The sequence below is a fragment of the Pseudomonas sp. WS 5410 genome, from assembly GCF_012985645.1.
GTDB classification, from domain to species: Bacteria; Pseudomonadota; Gammaproteobacteria; order Pseudomonadales; family Pseudomonadaceae; genus Aquipseudomonas; species Aquipseudomonas shahriarae.
Window position 1 is genome coordinate 87075 of sequence record NZ_JAAQWS010000002.1, and the last position, 16951, is coordinate 104025.

At 59.6% G+C, this 16951-nt stretch carries 12 protein-coding genes and 1 pseudogene; 4 read left to right on the top strand and 9 right to left on the bottom strand.

The window, feature by feature from the left end; all coding sequences use genetic code 11:
* The first annotated feature begins 106 nt into the window (after positions 1 to 106).
* The 3 genes and pseudogenes from HBO24_RS03840 to HBO24_RS03850 all read left to right on the top strand — a co-directional run bounded on the left by HBO24_RS03840 (position 107) and on the right by HBO24_RS03850 (position 4686).
* The gene (locus HBO24_RS03840; RefSeq protein ID WP_120734206.1) at positions 107 to 2713 is read left to right on the top strand and encodes an aconitate hydratase; all 2607 of its coding nucleotides are present in this window, start codon (positions 107 to 109) and stop codon (positions 2711 to 2713) included.
* A 31-nt stretch (positions 2714 to 2744) separates the two neighbouring features.
* A pseudogene (gene prpF / locus HBO24_RS03845) lies at positions 2745 to 3881 on the top strand (2-methylaconitate cis-trans isomerase PrpF); the annotation flags it as partial.
* Between the two features lie 67 nt (positions 3882 to 3948).
* On the top strand, positions 3949 to 4686 hold the full coding sequence (locus HBO24_RS03850; RefSeq protein WP_170059325.1) for a transporter substrate-binding domain-containing protein: 738 nt from the start codon (positions 3949 to 3951) through the stop codon (positions 4684 to 4686).
* A 330-nt stretch (positions 4687 to 5016) separates the two neighbouring features.
* Here HBO24_RS03850 and HBO24_RS03855 read toward each other — a convergent pair whose 3' ends face one another.
* From HBO24_RS03855 to HBO24_RS03895, 9 genes are all read right to left on the bottom strand, one after another.
* Entirely contained in the window at positions 5017 to 5775 is a 759-nt protein-coding gene (locus HBO24_RS03855; RefSeq protein ID WP_057960717.1) for an XRE family transcriptional regulator, read from the bottom strand.
* A 224-nt stretch (positions 5776 to 5999) separates the two neighbouring features.
* Positions 6000 to 6527, bottom strand: a complete 528-nt coding sequence (ppa, locus tag HBO24_RS03860) for an inorganic diphosphatase (RefSeq protein WP_003176323.1) — start codon at positions 6525 to 6527, stop codon at positions 6000 to 6002.
* Positions 6528 to 6638: 111 nt separating this feature from the next.
* Entirely contained in the window at positions 6639 to 7451 is an 813-nt protein-coding gene (locus tag HBO24_RS03865; protein ID WP_057438989.1) for a zinc-dependent peptidase, read from the bottom strand.
* A gap of 6 nt (positions 7452 to 7457) precedes the next feature.
* Positions 7458 to 8114: a DedA family protein gene (locus tag HBO24_RS03870; RefSeq protein WP_038443607.1), complete on the bottom strand. Its 657-nt coding sequence runs from the start codon at positions 8112 to 8114 to the stop codon at positions 7458 to 7460.
* A gap of 299 nt (positions 8115 to 8413) precedes the next feature.
* A complete protein-coding gene (locus tag HBO24_RS03875) occupies positions 8414 to 8872 on the bottom strand; it encodes a GNAT family N-acetyltransferase (protein ID WP_057438990.1) in 459 nt (152 codons plus the stop codon).
* A 105-nt stretch (positions 8873 to 8977) separates the two neighbouring features.
* Complete coding sequence (gene eutC / locus HBO24_RS03880) at positions 8978 to 9817, bottom strand: ethanolamine ammonia-lyase subunit EutC (protein ID WP_057438991.1); 840 nt, start codon at positions 9815 to 9817, stop codon at positions 8978 to 8980.
* Positions 9814 to 11208: an ethanolamine ammonia-lyase subunit EutB gene (locus HBO24_RS03885; RefSeq protein WP_057960716.1), complete on the bottom strand. Its 1395-nt coding sequence runs from the start codon at positions 11206 to 11208 to the stop codon at positions 9814 to 9816. Before HBO24_RS03885 ends, eutC begins: the two co-directional genes overlap by 4 nt.
* 51 nt (positions 11209 to 11259) lie before the next feature.
* On the bottom strand, positions 11260 to 12693 hold the full coding sequence (gene eat, locus HBO24_RS03890; protein ID WP_170059326.1) for an ethanolamine permease: 1434 nt from the start codon (positions 12691 to 12693) through the stop codon (positions 11260 to 11262).
* Between the two features lie 143 nt (positions 12694 to 12836).
* The gene (locus tag HBO24_RS03895) at positions 12837 to 14357 is read right to left on the bottom strand and encodes an aldehyde dehydrogenase family protein (RefSeq protein ID WP_169959817.1); all 1521 of its coding nucleotides are present in this window, start codon (positions 14355 to 14357) and stop codon (positions 12837 to 12839) included.
* Between the two features lie 291 nt (positions 14358 to 14648).
* On the opposite strand from HBO24_RS03895, the gene HBO24_RS03900 reads away from it, so the two are divergent.
* A complete protein-coding gene (locus HBO24_RS03900; protein WP_170059327.1) occupies positions 14649 to 16562 on the top strand; it encodes a sigma-54-dependent Fis family transcriptional regulator in 1914 nt (637 codons plus the stop codon).
* Positions 16563 to 16951 lie beyond the last annotated feature (389 nt).

The following is a 16951-nucleotide window of genomic DNA, read 5'->3' on the forward strand; positions in this document are numbered from 1 at the left end:
TGACCGGTACGATGAAGCGGATAAAACTTGGATTGATCTATATCGCGATAAAGTTCAATATGCGCCTCACAAAAACATTGCCCGTGCAGCCTGTGAGGATTAGCCAATGCCTATGTCAAAGCGTCGAACCGTTAGCGCCAACGGAGTCGAGTACCGTGTCAGCGATATCCGTGGGGTTGTAACTGATCTGGGGGGTGATTACGCAACGCTGCCCTACAGCTTGCGAATCCTGGCCGAGAACGTTTTGCGTGGCGAGACTGATCCTGAAGCCGCACTGAAAGTGATTTGTGCACGCTCCAAAGAATTCGACATTCCGTTTCGACCGGCCAGGGTTGTGCTGCAGGATTTGTTGGGCACGCCGGCACTGGTCGACCTTGCCGGGTTGAGAGATGCCGTCGCCGAGAAAGGTGGCAACCCGCGCCTGGTGAACCCTGTCACCCCCACTCACCTTGTTGTGGATCACTCACTCAATGTCGAGCGTTGGGGCGATGCCAGCGCGCTGGCCGATAACGAGGCCATCGAGCGCGTACGCAATGCCGAGCGTTTCCAGTTCCTGGACTGGTGCAACAAGGCGTTCAGCAATCTTTCGATCATTCCCTCGGGCAAAGGCATCCTGCACCAGATCAACCTTGAGCGCCTGACCACCGTCGTGGGTACTCAGCGCCGTGGCAATGAGCTGTGGGCTTTCCCGGATACGCTGGTAGGCACCGACAGCCATACAACGATGATTAACGCCATTGGCGTGTTGGGTTGGGGGGTTGGGGGGATCGAAGCCGAAGCTGCGATGCTGGGCAAATCGCTGATGCTGCGATTGCCGGACATTGTCGGGGTACGCCTGGAGGGCAACTTGCCTGGGGGCTATCTTGCGACCGACATCGCGCTGGCGTTGACTGAGCAACTTCGTAAAGCGGGGGTTATCGGTGCTTTCCTGGAGTTCTTCGGCCCGGGTGTCGCGCAACTGTCGCTGGCAGACCGGGGAACCTTATCGAACATGGCGCCGGAATTCGGTGCGACAGCGGCAATGTTCGCAATTGATGATCGCACGCTTCACTACCTTCGTATGACCGGGCGTGGCGGTGAGATTTCCGGCCTCACCGAGGCGTATGCGCGTGCACAGGGTCTGTGGCATGACAGTCTCGCGGGCGTTGAATACAACCGGGTCGTGACCCTTGATCTCAGCACCGTCGCGCGCTCGATTGCCGGGCCGAAGCAGCCTCACCAGCGTATTGTCCTGGGGCAAAAGGCGCCTGCTACCCAACTGCCTGGCGGCCTGGACAATGGCTCTGTGGTGCTCGCCGCCATCACCAGTTGTACCAATACGTCCAACCCCCGTGGAGTGATTGCTGCTGGGCTGGTTGCACGTAACGCCCGCAAGCGCGGACTGAAAAGAGCGCCTTGGGTAAAGACATCCTTCGCCCCGGGTTCGAGGGTGGTGTCGGACTATCTTGAGCGGTCTGGCTTGAATGAGGACCTGGATGCGTTAGGTTTCAACCTGGTCGGCTATGGCTGCACGACCTGCAACGGTATGTCCGGCCCGTTGCTCAGTACCGAAATCGAAGACGAAATTCGGGCTCGCAAGCTGGAAACCGTGGCCGCTACTTCCGGCAACCGTAACTTTGAAGGGCGTGTTCACCCGTTGGCCCGCGAAGTCTTCATCATGTCTGCGCCGCTGATCGTTGCGTACGCGATTGCAGGTACCTACCTGATCGACCCGGAAAAAGATGCATTGGGTCTCGACGACGATGGCGTGCCGGTCTATCTCCACGAATTGTGGCCGAGCGATGAGGAACTGACGCAAATCGAAGCCGATAATCTGACTGCCGATTTGTTCGACAAGGCCTACGAAGATGTTCCCCGTGAAGCGGGCTTGATTGCCAGCGACCTGCGCGCCGGCGTCAGCGATCAGTATCCCTGGCAGGCCAACAGCACCTACATCCGCAAACCTCCCTACTGGAGTGATGCGGTGAGTGCGACAGACACCACCCAGGACCTCAGCAACATGCGTGTGCTGGCCATGCTCTCGGACAACATCACCACCGATCACATCTCGCCCTCTGGCGCGATTCTTCCAGAAAGCGATGCGGGTCAATACTTGCAATCCCACGGCATCGCGGTACAGGACTTCAACTCATATGGCACTCGCCGTGGCAACCATGAGGCCGCGCAGCGTGCGACCTTCGCAAGCCCCCGTCTGAAAAACGAACTGCTTGAAGATGGCCGTGAAGGCCCGTGGACATTGCTTCTGCCCGAGAAAAAAGTCACCACGATTTTCCAGGCCGCGCAGATTTACGCGCAACGCAAGCAGCCGCTGATCGTTGTGGCCGGCAAAGAGTACGGCAGCGGTTCTTCCCGTGACTGGGCGGCAAAGGGCCCGCGCCTGTTAGGCGTGCGGGTGGTCGTGGCCGAAAGCTTCGAACGCATTCACCGCACCAACCTGGCGGGTCTCGGCATTTTGCCTTTGCAGTTTGAAGACGGTGTTTCTCGCCAGAGCCTGGGCTTGAACGGACGCGAATTATTCAGCGTTGAAGGCATCACCCAAGACTTCCAGCCGGGCGCAACAATCACCCTGGTGATCGAGCGTGAGAATGGCGAGAAAGAGCGGGTGTCGGTCTTGAGCCGCCTGGACACCTTCGAAGACGTTCGCTACTTGCGCAGCGGTGGTTTGCTGCCGCAGCTGCTGATTGAAAGTATGCAGAGCGCCTCCCTCAACTGATGCAACGCTGATTCGCTGGAGTAAAACTAGAATGACCCAAAGACGTATTCCTGCCGTTTACATGCGTGGTGGCTCGAGCAAGGGCGTTTTCTTTCTTGAGGAGCACCTGCCGCCCGCAGGTGCTGAGCGGGATGCCATCCTTCTGCGGGTGATCGGCAGCCCCGACGTGTATGGCAAGCAGATAGATGGCATGGGCGGCGCCACTTCCAGTACCAGTAAGGTGGTGATCATCGGTCAATCCAGGCGTGACGACTGTGATGTCGACTATCTGTTTGGTGCACCCGCCGTCGAGACGGCGGTCATCGACTGGTCTGGTAACTGTGGAAATCTGAGTGCGGCGGTTGGCCCCTACGCGATATCCCAAGGTCTCGTCGAGGCACCGCTTGATGGCATGGCCGTTGTTCGTATCTGGCAGGCCAACATCCAGAAAAGAATCATTGCTTATGTTCCGATGCGCGACGGCGAAGTCCAGGAAGAGGGCGACTTCATGCTCGACGGCGTGGCATTTCCGGCAGCGGAAGTCGTTCTGGAGTTTCTCAACCCCGGTGGTGCAGACGGCAGCCTTCTTCCAACGGGGAATGCCGTCGACGAACTGCACGTACCTGGCCTTGGTAAGCTTGCAGTGACATTGCTGAATGCCGGCAACCCGACAATCTTTATAGACGCGCAGCAGGTGGGCTTGAAGGGAACCGAGACACAAGACCAGGTCAACGGTGATGCGCAGCTACTTGCCCGGCTGGAGACCATTCGCGCGCATTGCACTGTAGCCATGGGCTTGGCCGCGAGTGCTGACGAAGCAACGCGGTGGCGTCCTCATACGCCGAAGCTTTGCCTGGTTGCCAGGCCGCAACCCTACAAAGCCGCCGGGGGTAAGCAGGTTGAGCCTGGGGACATCGATGTGATTGCGCGAATACTTTCAATGGGCAAGCTTCACCATGCGATCACTGGCACAGGAGCGGTTGCCGTGGCAGTTGCCGCAGCGCTTGATGGCACCTTGGTCAATCGCATCGTCGGCAATACCGGCGATCGCCAGGTGCGCATGGGGCATACCGCCGGCAGCGTCGCGGTCGGCGCGAAAACCGTCCTGGAAGATGGCGCCTGGGTGGTTGAAAAAGCAGTGATGAGCCGGAGTGCACGCCGACTGATGGAAGGCTGGGTATGCCTCCCCGAACTCCTTGTTGACCCTATGCATCGACGTGCTCAGCCATGTTCCATGGCGGCTAAGGCGAGCAACCATGAACGTTGATATGGCTGCAGTACGAAATGATTTAGCGCCAAGTGGTGAACTGCAAGTGGCGATCAACTTGGGTAATCCCGTTTTGGCCCAGCGCGATGCGGTCACTGGCCGATTGGGAGGCGTCTCGGTTGCACTCGCGAACGAGTTGGCGAAGGAGTTGGGGATTGCAGTCAACCTGATGCCATACGACGCGGCTGGGAAAGTGTTCGCGGTCTTGGAGGAGGGGATTTGGGATTTGGCGTTTCTGGCTATCGAGCCTGTACGAGCGCAAAAGATCTGCTTCTCCAGTCCCTATGTGAGCATCGATGGCACCTACCTCGTTCATGCAGCAAGCCCTTTCGAACGTGCATCTGATTTGGATATGCAAGGCCACAGAATTTCTGTCGGCCGAGGTGCTGCGTATGACCTGTACCTGTCACGCACCCTGCAACATGCTGAGCTTGTTCGAGCGGACACCTCTGCAAGTGCCGTCGACCTCTTTTTACAGCAGGGGCTGGAAGCAGCGGCCGGGGTCAGACAGCCTTTGGAGCGGTTTGCAAACTCAACCACAGGGGTCAGGGTACTGAAAGACAACTTCACGGAAATTCGCCAGGCGATGGCTGTTCCGAAAGCACGCAGAATTGCGGCTGAATACATCGAAGACTTCATCTGCCGTCTTGTGAGGGGTGGTTTTGTGGCCAAGTTGTTAGCTGATAGTGGGCAAGGCGATGTACGTGTTGTGGTGCCGACTATTTGAACTGTGGCTAGTTAGCGAGGGCATCTTTGTTGGCGCCAAGGGGGTGGGCAAATCGAGGTTTGGGGGGAGGCTGAATGTCTCGGAGGAGGGGATAGGTTTATTTTGGGCAATTAAAAAGCCGGCTTGTGGCCGGCTTCTCGGGGACTGGTTAAGTCTATTTTTGGTAAACCTCACCAGCCTTCAATCGTTCACTCAAGCGCTCGCCCAAGTGATAGAGGGGGGCATCAGCGGGAACTCCTCCGCATCGCCGGGCAGGGTGTGCTGGCTTCACGCCAACCCCTGCCAAATGTGCCGCGCATGATACTCACATTCCCCGCAGTTTCCCAGCGTCTAGTCTGATTTAGAGCCGTCGTAGCCTGTCAAGTGTTCGTCCAGCGGGACCGGTGGGCGGCGGTTGTTGAGGGTGGACCACCAGAATACCCAGCCCAGGATGTGTACGTTTTGCTCGAAGCGCTGGTCGTAGGTCAGGAATTCGTCGGGGTGTTCGCTGTTGTTGTGGCTGCGCATGCGCAGGCCGCCGCCGGGGCGGTTGTAGAGGTATTTGATGCGTAGCATGCCGTGGTGTTCGAGGGCGTAGATTTCGCCGTCGATGATTTGGGTGCGGCCGCGGTCGATGGCGAGGATGGCGCCATCCTGGATGATGTCGATCATGCTGTTGCCGACCATGTAGGCCCCCAGGGCGCGGTCGGCGGTGACGTTGAGTTGTTCCAGGGTGCGCAGGGAGAGGCGCAGGCTTTCCTGGGAGTTGAATGAGGCGTGGAGGGGGATCTCCACGTCGATCTTTTCCGGGCCGCTGTTGGGGCCGCAGAGGTAATGGCCGCAGTCTTCACGGGCGGCAGCGCTGTTTCCGTGGTTGGGGCCTTCCAGCTGGAGGTTGGTCGGCGGGTGTTTAGGGCCTTCGCCGGTACGTAGCCAGCGGCTGGTGACACACAGCAGTTCTGCTATTTCGTCGAGCCGGGCCAAGGGCACGCCGCGCTTGAACCAGTTGTTCACATGCTGGGGCGTGACGTCGCGATTCTTGGCGAAGTCGGATGCGGAAAGATGAACTTCCCGAAGTAACATTCTTAAGCGATCACCTGATGTATTCATAAACGCAGAGTTTACTGTCCGGAAAACAAGATCAAATAAACCATGCGTTGAGTTGGTGTATGTAGGTGTTTCCTTATTGCAAGTAAAATCTTGGCTAGATTCTGTCTAGTTAAACGTTAGTTGTTGTTTTGTTTATTTAATTGAACTTGTTGTTTATTTTTTCCCACAAAAAAGCCCCGAGTGATCGGGGCTTTTTTAGATTGCCGTGGCAATGAGTAGCGGTATCAGCCTTTGTAGGCAGCTACCGACTTCATGATCTCGGCACGGGCGGCGTCTGCGTTGCCCCAACCGTCGATCTTCACCCATTTGCCTTTTTCGAGGTCTTTGTAGTTCTCGAAGAAGTGCTTGATCTGCTCCAGCAACAGCGGCGGCAGGTCGGTGTATTCCTTCACATCGACGTACAGTTGGGACAGCTTGTCGTGTGGCACTGCGATGACTTTGGCATCGCCGCCGCCGTCGTCGGTCATGTTCAGGATGCCAACCGGGCGGGCGCGGATGACCGAGCCTGGGGTGACCGGGTACGGGGTCACGACCAGCACGTCGAGGGGGTCGCCGTCGTCAGCCAGGGTGTTGGGGATAAAACCGTAGTTGGCCGGGTAGAACATCGGGGTGGCCATGAAACGGTCAACGAACAGGCAGTCGCTGTCTTTGTCGATTTCGTACTTGATCGGCGCATGGTTGGCCGGAATCTCGATGGCGACGTAGATGTCGTTCGGCAGGTCTTTGCCAGCCGGAATCTTGCTGTAGCTCATTGGGCGTTGCCCCCGTAGTTGGCCAAGTAAATTGGCCGGATTGGCCTAAAAGTGGCGGCGATTATAGGCATATTCCTGCGCCGATGCCACGCGCCAGACGTCGTACGGTACTTAGCCTTCAGTCTGATAGCGCGGGTCGCTGGCTTGCAGATGTTTCAGGCGTGCCAGTGGATCCTGGCGGTAAAACTGGCTCAGTTGCCCGTAGACCTGTGGATAACTGTCCACCAGCAAATCCGGGGCGCTGAAAAAATATTCGCTGGTGACCGCAAAAAACTCTGCCGGGTTTTCCGCAGCATATGGGTCGATGGCAGTTTCTGCGTCGGGGTTGTGGTCGAGCTGGCGGTTGAGGTCATCAAACGCGCTCTGCATCACGCTGGCCCACTCCTGGACGCGCATGTCGCTGTGCAGCGGCGGCAGGCCGTTGGCGTCGCCATTGAGCATGTCGAGCTTATGCGCCAGTTCGTGGATCACCAGGTTGTAGCCTTCCCAATTGCCGCTGGCCAGTACGCCCGGCCAGGCGAGGATCACCGGGCCTTGCTGCCAGGCTTCGCCGCTGTGCTCGCCATCCCATTCATGTTCCACGCCGCTGGCGTCGCGATGGCGCTGGGGGCTGCGAAAGTCATCGGGGTAGAGAATGATTTCATGGAAGCCCTGGTACCACTCCAACTCGCCCAGGTTCATCAGCGGCAGTTGGGCCTGGGCGGCGAGCAGCAGGCGTTGTTCCTGGTGCAGATCGACGCCGGGCAGGGCAGTCAGGTGTTTTTCGGCGAGGAACAGCACGCTGGCCTCACGTAACCATTGGTCCTGTTCGGCGCTGATGCCGTCGAGGAAGGTCAGGTGATGGCGCACCCGTTGCCACGTTTCATCGGCAACCGGGTGCTTGGCCAGGAGGCGCCGGCGACGCCAGGCGCTGAGGGACCACATGGCCGATCAGTGCGGCTTGGCTTCGGAGGAGGTGCGGCCAAAGCGGCTGCGGGCCACGCCAATGATCATCGGCACCAGCGACAGCAGAATGATGAACACCACCAGCAGCGACAGGTTTTTCTTGATGAACGGTACGTTACCGAAGAAGTAGCCGAGGGTGACCAGGCCACCGACCCAGAGGATGGTGCCCAGCACGCTGAAGCCGAAAAAGCGCGGATACGGCATTTTGGCGACACCGGCGACGAACGGCGCGAAGGTGCGCAGGATCGGCAGGAAGCGCGCCAGGGTCACGGTTTTGCCGCCGTGCTTGTCGTAGAAGTCGTGGGTCTTTTGCAGGTAGTCGCGGCGGAAGATTTTCGAATTGGGGTTGCTGAACAAGCGTTCCCCGGCGGTGCGGCCGATCACATAGTTGGTGCTGTCACCGAGGATCGCCGCCAGCATCAGCAGGCCGCCCAGCAGGACCGGGTCCATGCCGCCACCGGCAGCGACGGCGCCGGCAATAAACAGCAGGGAATCGCCGGGCAGGAACGGCATGACCACCAGGCCGGTTTCGCAAAAAATCACCAGGAACAGGATGGCGTAGATCCACGGACCGTAATTGGTTACCAGCAAGTCGAGGTACACGTCGAGATGCAGGATAAGGTCGAGCGGGTTGAAATCCATGGATGGCACCTGTGTGAATGGCCCGACTCAGCGGGCCCGTGCGGAGGCTTCGGGCAATAAGGCTACGTGTGTATGCCGTTTTTCCTACAACCCTAAAACGTCGGCATTATACGGACTGAGTGATGAAAAGCGTGCTGGTTTTGTAGCGGGGGATGTCGCGGCTATTCTGGCTAGCACTGATCCAAATGTGGGAGCGGGCTTGCTCGCGATAACGGTGGGTCAGTTAAAAATACATCAACTGAACCACCGCTATCGCGAGCAAGCCCGCACACATTTTTTGGGTGTTTGGGTGAATGGCTTCAGTCTTCGCTGATCGGCAATGTGTAGTTCTTGAACTCGGTATCTTCGCGAAAGCCCATGGATTCATAGGTCTTCTGCGCCACCGCGTTATTACTGCTGGTGGACACGCGCAAACGCACGGCATTGGTTTCCTTGGCCATTTTTTTCGCGGCGCGCATCAGGTTGTCGGCCACCAGTTGGCGGCGGGCGTCCTCGGCGACGTAGATGTCATTGAGGATCCACACCCGTTTCAACGACAGCGAAGAAAAGCTCGGATACAGCTGGCAGAAGCCCAGCAGCTTGCTGTCGTCGTCATCCGGCAGCGCCAGGTAGATTACCGACTCCTTGCGCCGCAGACGCTTCTCCAGAAACGCCCGGGAGGAGTCCGGAAAGGGCAGCGCGCCATAGAACTCGCGGTATTTGACGAATAATGGGGTCAACAGGTCCAGGTGTTCCAGAGTCGCTTGAGTAATCCGCATGCTAGGCCTCAACTTCTATAGGAATACAACGGCAAACGGTCCATTACTCGGGCGCCCGCTGCTTGATGCTGCCTAAAGCGGTGAAAAATCGCAATCGTGCCGGCATCAGTCCTTGGTTGGGCTGAGCAGGAAATTGCCTTTCATCAGGTCCGGATCATCCGATTCCAGGGTCTGAACCTGCGCCTCATCCTTGAGATTGACCCCCGACAACTGCCGCCGACAGGCCTCGCGCATCAGGTACAGCAGGCGGTGCGCGGCCATGCCGTAGCTCAGACCCTCCAGGCGCACATTGGAAATACAGTTGCGGTAGGCGTCGGTCAGGCCGACCTTGGGGTTATAGGTGAAGTACAGCCCCAGGCTGTCCGGCGAGCTGAGCCCTGGCCGCTCGCCGATCAGGATCACCACCATTTTTGCCCCAAGTAACTGGCCGATCTCATCGGCCACCGCCACCCGGCCTTGTTCCACCAGGATCACCGGCGACAAGGACCAGCCTTCGGCGTGGGTCTGTTCTTCCATGCGTGTGAGAAACGGCACGGTGTGTTTATGCACCGCCAGCGCCGATAAACCATCGGCCACTACCACCGCCAGGTCCACACCGCCCGGGTTGGCCTGGGCGTAGTCGCGCAGGGTCTGGGCCGACTCATCGCTCAGGCGCCGCCCCAGGTCCGGGCGTTGCAGGTAGCTGTGGCGGTCGGGCGCGGCGCTGTGCAGCAACAGGCTATCGCGGCCGCGCTCGGCCATCTGGCTGCTCAGGCCGGTATGGTCAAACGGTAGGTGTACCGCGTCGCGGGCCTGGGCATGGGCGAACTGGAAGTCCAGTTGCGCGCCGGTGGGAATACTGGTGCCGGTGCGGCCCAGGGCGATTCGCGCCGGGGTCAGGCGCCGCAGCTCCAGCCAGGGGTTATCGCTTTCAGGTGTGTCGATTTGCACTGGAGGCTCCTTCATCCCAATTGCGCCAAGGCGTGGCGGAAGGCTGGTGGCAGGTTGTTACCAAACCGCACCTTGCCATCGGCTTGCGTGAAGATGCCCATTTTCGCCAGCCACTGCTCAAACTCCGGCGCGGGCTTTAAACCCAGGGTTTGCCTGGCGTACAGCGCGTCGTGGAAGGATGTGGTCTGGTAGTTGAGCATGATGTCGTCGGAACCCGGGATGCCCATGATGAAGTTGATCCCGGCTACGCCCAGCAAGGTCAGCAGGGTGTCCATATCGTCCTGGTCGGCTTCGGCATGGTTGGTGTAGCAGATGTCGCAACCCATGGGCACGCCGAGCAGCTTGCCGCAGAAATGGTCTTCGAGGCCGGCGCGGATGATTTGCTTGCCGTTGTACAGGTACTCGGGGCCGATAAAACCGACCACTGTGTTGACCAAAAATGGCTTGAAGTGCCGCGCCACTGCATAGGCACGGGTTTCGCAGGTTTGTTGATCAATCCCGAAATGCGCGTTGGCCGACAGGGCGCTGCCCTGGCCCGTCTCGAAATACATCAGGTTTTGCCCCAGGGTCCCGCGATTCAGGCTCAGGCCTGCGTCGTAGCCTTCCTGCAGCACATTCAGGTTGATCCCGAAGCTGGCGTTGGCCGCCTCGGTGCCGGCGATCGACTGGAACACCAGGTCCAGCGGCACGCCGCGGTTGATCGCTTCGATGGAGGTGGTGACGTGGGTCAGCACACAGGCCTGGGTCGGGATCTCGTAGCGCTGGATGATCGCGTCGAGCATTTCCAGCATGGCGCAAATCGAGGCGATGCTGTCGGTGGCCGGGTTGATGCCGATCATGGCGTCGCCGTTGCCGTACAGCAGCCCATCGAGGATGCTCGCGGCGATGCCCGCCGGCTCATCCGTCGGATGGTTAGGTTGCAGGCGCGTGGACAAGCGCCCGCGCAGGCCCATGGTGCCGCGAAACTGGGTGACGACGCGGATCTTCTGCGCTACCAGCACCAGGTCCTGCACACGCATGATCTTCGACACGGCGGCGGCCATTTCCGGGGTCAACCCCGGCGCCAGTGCACGCAGGCTGTGTTCGTCGGCCGCGTCACTGAGTAGCCAGTCCCGCAGGCCGCCGACGGTCAGGTGGCTGACCACGGCAAAGGCCTGCTGGTCGTGGGTGTCGATGATCAGCCGGGTGACTTCGTCGCTTTCGTAGGGGATCAGCGCCTCTTCCAGGAAGTGCTTCAACGGGATATTGGCCAGGGCCATTTGCGCCGCCACACGTTCGCCGTCGTTCTGTGCGGCGACGCCGGCGAGAAAATCCCCGGAGCGGGCGGGACTGGCCTTGGCCATCACGTCCTTGAGGCTGTCGAAACGGTAGGTCAATGCACCGACCGAGTGGGAAAAACTTGCCATACAGACTCTCCATGACGACGCGGGCGGTGGCCCGCGCCGTGGTTTACGGCGTTAGTGCAAGGCGGCCTCTGCGGCCTGGATCGCCGCGAACTCTTCTTCCGGCGTGCCTGCTACCAAGTGATGCCGACTGTAGAAAGCGAAGTAAGCAATTAATACTCCATAGATGATCGCCGCGCCAATCACCACGCGCGGATCCACCAGGAAGCCCGCCACCACGGCGATGCAGGCCAGTATCAGGGCCAGGCCCGAGGTGAAGATGCCGCCCGGCGTGCGGTATGGGCGCTCCATTTTGGGGCGACGGATGCGCAGGGTGATGTGCGCGGCCATCATCAGCACGTAGGAAATGGTCGCGCCAAACACCGCCACTAGGATCAGCAGGTCGCCCTGGCCGGTCAGTGACAGGCCAAAACCGATGATCCCGGGAATGACCAGGGCCAGCACCGGTGCCTTGCTTTTATTGGTTTGCGACAGTTTGCGCGGCAGGTAGCCAGCGCGGGACAGGGCGAAAATCTGCCGGGAGTAGGCATAGATGATCGAGAAGAAGCTCGCGATCAGTCCGGCCAGGCCCACCAGGTTGACGAAGCTGCCCATCCAGGTCGAGCCACCGTAGGCCAGGGCCAGGGATTCCACCAACGGGTTGCCGGACTTGATCAGCGCCAGGGTGCCGGCGCCGCCGGGGGCAATCACCAGGATCAGCAGGGCAAAGCTGGTGAGCACCACAATCGCGCCGATCAGGCCGCGGGGCAGGTCGCGCTTGGGGTTCTTGGTTTCTTCGGCGGCCAGGGGCACGCCTTCGACGGCGAGGAAGAACCAGATCGCATAAGGAATCGCGGCCCACACGCCGACATAGCCGAGCGGCAGGAAACTGCTGGCGCCCTTGGCTTCGGTCACGGGAATGTCCAGCAGATTGGCGACGTTGAAGTGCGGCACCATCGCCACCAGGAACACGCCCAGGGCAATTGCGGCGACGGCGGTAATCACAAACATCAACTTCAGCGCTTCACCGACGCCAAAGATATGGATGCCGATAAAGATGATGTAGAACGCCAGGTAGATCATCCAGCCGCCAATGCCGAACAGTGATTCGCAATAGGCACCGATAAACACCGCGATGGCGGCGGGGGCGATGGCGTATTCGATCAGGATCGCCGTGCCGGTGAGAAATCCTCCCCAGGGGCCGAAGGCGCTGCGGGCAAAACCATAGCCGCCACCGGCGGTAGGGATCATGGAGGACAGTTCGGCCAGGGAGAAACACATGCACAAGTACATGGTGGCCATCAGGAGTGTGGCGAGGAACATCCCGCCCCAGCCGCCTTGGGCCAGGCCGAAGTTCCAGCCGGCGTAGTCGCCGGAAATGACATAGGCAACGCCGAGGCCGACTAATAGCACCCAGCCGGCGGCGCCTTTTTTCAATTCTCGTTGTTGGAAGTATTCGGAGCCGACTTTTTCGAAGTCGACGGAGGATCCTGTCGGTTCGCTAGGCATGGGAAAGTACCTTGTTTTTATTGTTTTAACTCGGCGGATGTCTGCCGAATGCACGTCGCAACTATTGATGAAGATCCAAGTGTGGGAGCGAGCAAGCCCGCTCCCACATTTAATTGCATTTCAAGTGTGGGAGCGGGGGAGGGTTAGAAGAAACCCAGTGGGTTGATGTCGTAGCTCACCAGCAGGTTCTTGGTCTGCTGATAGTGATCCAACATCATCTTGTGCGTCTCACGGCCCACACCGGACTTCTTGTAACCACCAAACGCGGCATGCGCCGGGTACAGGTGGTAGCAGTTGGTCCACACACGCCCGGCCTTGATCGCCCGGCCCATGCGGTAGGCGCGGTTGATGTCGCGGGTCCACAAGCCGGCACCCAGGCCAAACTCGGTGTCGTTGGCGATCGCCAGGGCTTCGGCTTCGTCCTTGAAGGTGGTGATGCTCACCACCGGGCCAAAGATTTCTTCCTGGAACACACGCATCTTGTTGGTGCCCTTGAGCAGGGTCGGCTGGATGTAATAGCCGGTTGCCAGGTCGCCGGTCAGTTTCTCCACTTTGCCGCCCGTCAGCAGCTCGGCGCCTTCGCCCTTGGCGATTTCCAGGTACGACAGGATCTTGTCGAACTGTTGCTCGGACGCCTGGGCACCCACCATGGTGTCGGTGTCCAGTGGGTCGCCACGCTTGATCGACTCGACCTTCTTCATCACCACCTTCATGAAGTCGTCGTAGATCGACTCTTCCACCAGCGCGCGGGATGGGCAGGTGCACACTTCGCCCTGGTTGAAGAACGCCAGCACCAGGCCTTCGGCGGCCTTTTCGATAAATTGCGGTTCGGCTTTCATGATGTCGGCGAAGAAGATGTTCGGCGACTTGCCGCCCAGCTCAACGGTGGACGGAATAATGTTTTCGGCCGCGCAATGCATGATGTGCGAACCCACCGGCGTGGAGCCGGTAAAGGCGATCTTGGCGATGCGCTTGCTGGTCGCCAGGGCTTCGCCCGCTTCCTTGCCGAAACCGTGCACCACGTTCAGCACGCCCGGTGGCAGCAGGTCGCCGATCACTTCCATCAGCACGTTGATGCCCAGCGGGGTCTGCTCGGCAGGCTTGAGTACCACGCAGTTACCGGCGGCCAGGGCGGGTGCGAGTTTCCAGGCGGCCATCAGCAGTGGGAAGTTCCACGGGATAATCTGCCCGACCACACCCAGGGGTTCGTGGAAGTGATAGGCGGCGGTGTGTTCGTTGATCTCGGCGCTGCTGCCTTCCTGGGCGCGGATGCAGCCGGCGAAGTAGCGGAAGTGGTCAGCGGCCAGGGGGATATCGGCGTTGAGGGTTTCGCGTACGGCCTTGCCGTTGTCCCAGGTTTCGGTGATGGCCAGCAGTTCGAGGTTCTGTTCGATGCGGTCGGCGATTTTCAGCAGCACCAGCGAGCGGTCCTGGGCCGAGGTCTTGCCCCAGGCATCAGCGGCGGCGTGGGCGGCGTCCAGTGCCTTGTCGATATCTTTGGCAGTGGAGCGTGGGAATTCGGCGATGGGCTTGCCGTTTACCGGCGAAGTATTGGTGAAGTAGTTGCCATCTATCGGGGCCACAAATTCGCCGCCGATGTAGTTACCGTACCTGGCCTTGAACGAAACGATAGCGCCTTCAGTACCGGGGTGTGCATAACGCATGGTGGGTATCTCCTGACTTCTTATGTTTATTGGAGTGCAGCGTGGCTGCGCTTGATAAAGCGTAGAGCAAAGGTCGGGCCAGTGCCTTGCAGGCCAGGTAAATCAAGGCTTTAGGGTTTGTTGCAAGGCGTTGCTGTGACAGCTTTGGGACATTCGGGGTGACAGTTTGTGCCGCCGGCGATACAACCTGTGACCCATGGGTCGCCCCGGGATTGCAATGCGCCAAGGCGTGGAGGATGCTGGGCGTCCCGGTCCGCGGTGTGTCCCACGCAACAGGAGAACAATAAGAAGATGCAAAACGATCATTTCAGCCGCCATGCCCGGCAAGTCCTGACGGTCACCCGTGGGCAAGACCCGCTGCACGGTCCCGGCAGCGATCCCTCGATTGCCCGTTCCTGGCTGCGCTGCCTGGAGGACTATCACCTCGACCCGGCACTGACCATTGCCCCCACGGTGCTGGAGCACGATCGCCTGCTGGAAAGCCGCGAGCGCCTGCAGCAGGTGCTGCACATCGCCGGCACCGAAATGAACAATTTGCATCAACAGCTTTCCGGCACCGGGCACGCGGTGCTGTTGACCGATGCGCGTGGGGTGATCCTCAACTGCGTCACCGCGCCTAGCGAGCGCAAGGTGTTCGAGCATGCCGGCCTATGGCTCGGCGCTGACTGGAGCGAGGCCTGCGAAGGCACCAACGGCATCGGCACCTGCCTGGTGGAGCGCCAGGCCCTGACCATTCATCGCGACGAACACTTTCGTGGGCGCCACACCGGCCTGACCTGTTCCGCCAGCCCGGTATTCGACCCCCATGGCGACCTGCTGGCAGTGTTGGATGTGTCCTCGGCCCGTGAGGCGGTATCGCGTCAGAGCCAGTTCCATACCATGGCGCTGGTCAATCTGTCGGCGAAGATGATCGAGAGCTGCTACTTCCTGCGCCACTTTGAAAACCACTGGTTGCTGCGTTTCCACCTGCAGGCCGAATCCGTGGGCCTGTTCAGCGAAGGGCTGCTGGCGTTCGACGGTGAAGGGCGGATCTGTGCGCTCAACCAAAGCGCGCAGAACCTGCTGGGGCTGCCACGCGGGCGTTTGCTGGGCCTGCCGGTGGAGATGTTTTTCGACTGCCGCCTGGATGACTTGCTCGGCCGCGCCAGTGCCAACGCCAGCGCCAGTTGGCCCCTGCGCACCCGCGATGGGCGCAGCCTGTTCGCGGTGTTGCGCGGCGAGGCCCGGCGGGCGCCCGGCCCACGGGTTCCGGCGCCGGCCAAGGTCGAGCGGCCGCGCGTGCCGGGCATCTGCCTGGGCGATGAGGCGCTGCAGAATGACTTTCGCAAGGCCCTGCGGGTCTTTGAACGCGACGTGCCGCTGCTGATCAATGGCGAAACGGGCTCCGGCAAGGAGGCATTCGCCAAAGCCGTGCACCATGCCAGCCAGCGTGCCGACAAACCCTTCGTCGCCCTGAACTGCGCGGCCATCCCAGAGAGCCTGATCGAGAGCGAATTGTTCGGTTATCGCGGTGGCAGTTTCACCGGCTCCCGCAAGGAAGGCATGCGCGGCAAGCTGCAACAGGCCGATGGCGGTACCTTGTTCCTCGATGAAATCGGCGATATGCCGCTGGCGTTGCAGACCCGGTTGCTAAGAGTGTTGGAAGACCGGCTGGTGGTGCCCATTGGGGGTGAGCCGCAAGCGGTGGACGTGCGGGTGATCAGCGCGACGCACCGCAACTTGCAGGAACGTGTGCGTGACGCCAGTTTCCGCGAGGACTTGTATTACCGGCTCAATGGCCTGGAAATCGCTTTGCCGCCGTTGCGCGAGCGCACTGACAAGTCGCAGTTGCTGGACTTTCTCCTGGCGCAGGAAGCGCAGGGGCAGACAATCGTACTTGATGACGATGCGCGTCAGGCACTGTTGGACTTCTCGTGGCCGGGTAACGTGCGACAGATGCGTACGGTGTTGCGTACGTTGGCTGCACTCTGCGAGGGCGCACGGGTCGGGTTGAGCGATTTGCCTGCGATAATTGGCCGGGTGCCTGTCCAGGCGCGAACTGTCGTCAAGCAGCCGTTGGAAGATGCCGAGCGGCTGGCATTGCTGAACATGCTGGAGCAGCAGCGCTGGCATATGACCCTTGCTGCAGAGCAGTTGGGCATTAGCCGCAATACGCTGTACCGCAAGCTGCGCAAGCATGGAATTGCGTTGCGTTCTGCGGGCTGAGCGAGGGTAAAGACCGCTCCTGTGCTTTGACGCCTGTGCTGATCAACTCGCCCTCATGATCTCTGTTCAATGGGCATGGGTGTAATAGGGGTTAATATATTTGTTGTGAAGTTGTGTGTGTTTGCTAGCGTGCTGGTTGCGACTTGGTGGGGTGATTATTTAATGTATTTATTGTTTTTAGGTGTTGGCATGATTCGTTGGTGTGAAAAGTGTTGCGGTTGAAGTGCGATGCTATTGGTTGTAATGGTTAATTTAATTTGTGTGTTGTGTGGAACTGAAGTCTGCCTATCTCATACTCAAGTGGAAAGGATGGTTCATCGTTTATGATGTTTTGACACTAGGGATGAATAAAATTGATAGTAATCACGTCGTTGACGTGTTTTTTACTA

Excerpts from the sequence above, each read along its gene's own strand:
- HBO24_RS03885 (WP_057960716.1), bottom strand. The coding sequence starts at position 11,208 with ATGGCAAGTTTTTCCCACTCGGTCGGTGCATTGACCTACCGTTTCGAC.
- HBO24_RS03895 (WP_169959817.1), bottom strand. The coding sequence starts at position 14,357 with ATGCGTTATGCACACCCCGGTACTGAAGGCGCTATCGTTTCGTTCAAG.
- eat (WP_170059326.1), bottom strand. The coding sequence starts at position 12,693 with ATGCCTAGCGAACCGACAGGATCCTCCGTCGACTTCGAAAAAGTCGGC.
- HBO24_RS03865 (WP_057438989.1), bottom strand. The coding sequence starts at position 7,451 with ATGTGGTCCCTCAGCGCCTGGCGTCGCCGGCGCCTCCTGGCCAAGCAC.
- HBO24_RS03870 (WP_038443607.1), bottom strand. The coding sequence starts at position 8,114 with ATGGATTTCAACCCGCTCGACCTTATCCTGCATCTCGACGTGTACCTC.
- HBO24_RS03855 (WP_057960717.1), bottom strand. The coding sequence starts at position 5,775 with ATGAATACATCAGGTGATCGCTTAAGAATGTTACTTCGGGAAGTTCAT.
- HBO24_RS03900 (WP_170059327.1), top strand. The coding sequence starts at position 14,649 with ATGCAAAACGATCATTTCAGCCGCCATGCCCGGCAAGTCCTGACGGTC.
- HBO24_RS03840 (WP_120734206.1), top strand. The coding sequence starts at position 107 with ATGCCTATGTCAAAGCGTCGAACCGTTAGCGCCAACGGAGTCGAGTAC.
- eutC (WP_057438991.1), bottom strand. The coding sequence starts at position 9,817 with ATGAAGGAGCCTCCAGTGCAAATCGACACACCTGAAAGCGATAACCCC.
- HBO24_RS03875 (WP_057438990.1), bottom strand. The coding sequence starts at position 8,872 with ATGCGGATTACTCAAGCGACTCTGGAACACCTGGACCTGTTGACCCCA.
- HBO24_RS03850 (WP_170059325.1), top strand. The coding sequence starts at position 3,949 with ATGAACGTTGATATGGCTGCAGTACGAAATGATTTAGCGCCAAGTGGT.
- ppa (WP_003176323.1), bottom strand. The coding sequence starts at position 6,527 with ATGAGCTACAGCAAGATTCCGGCTGGCAAAGACCTGCCGAACGACATC.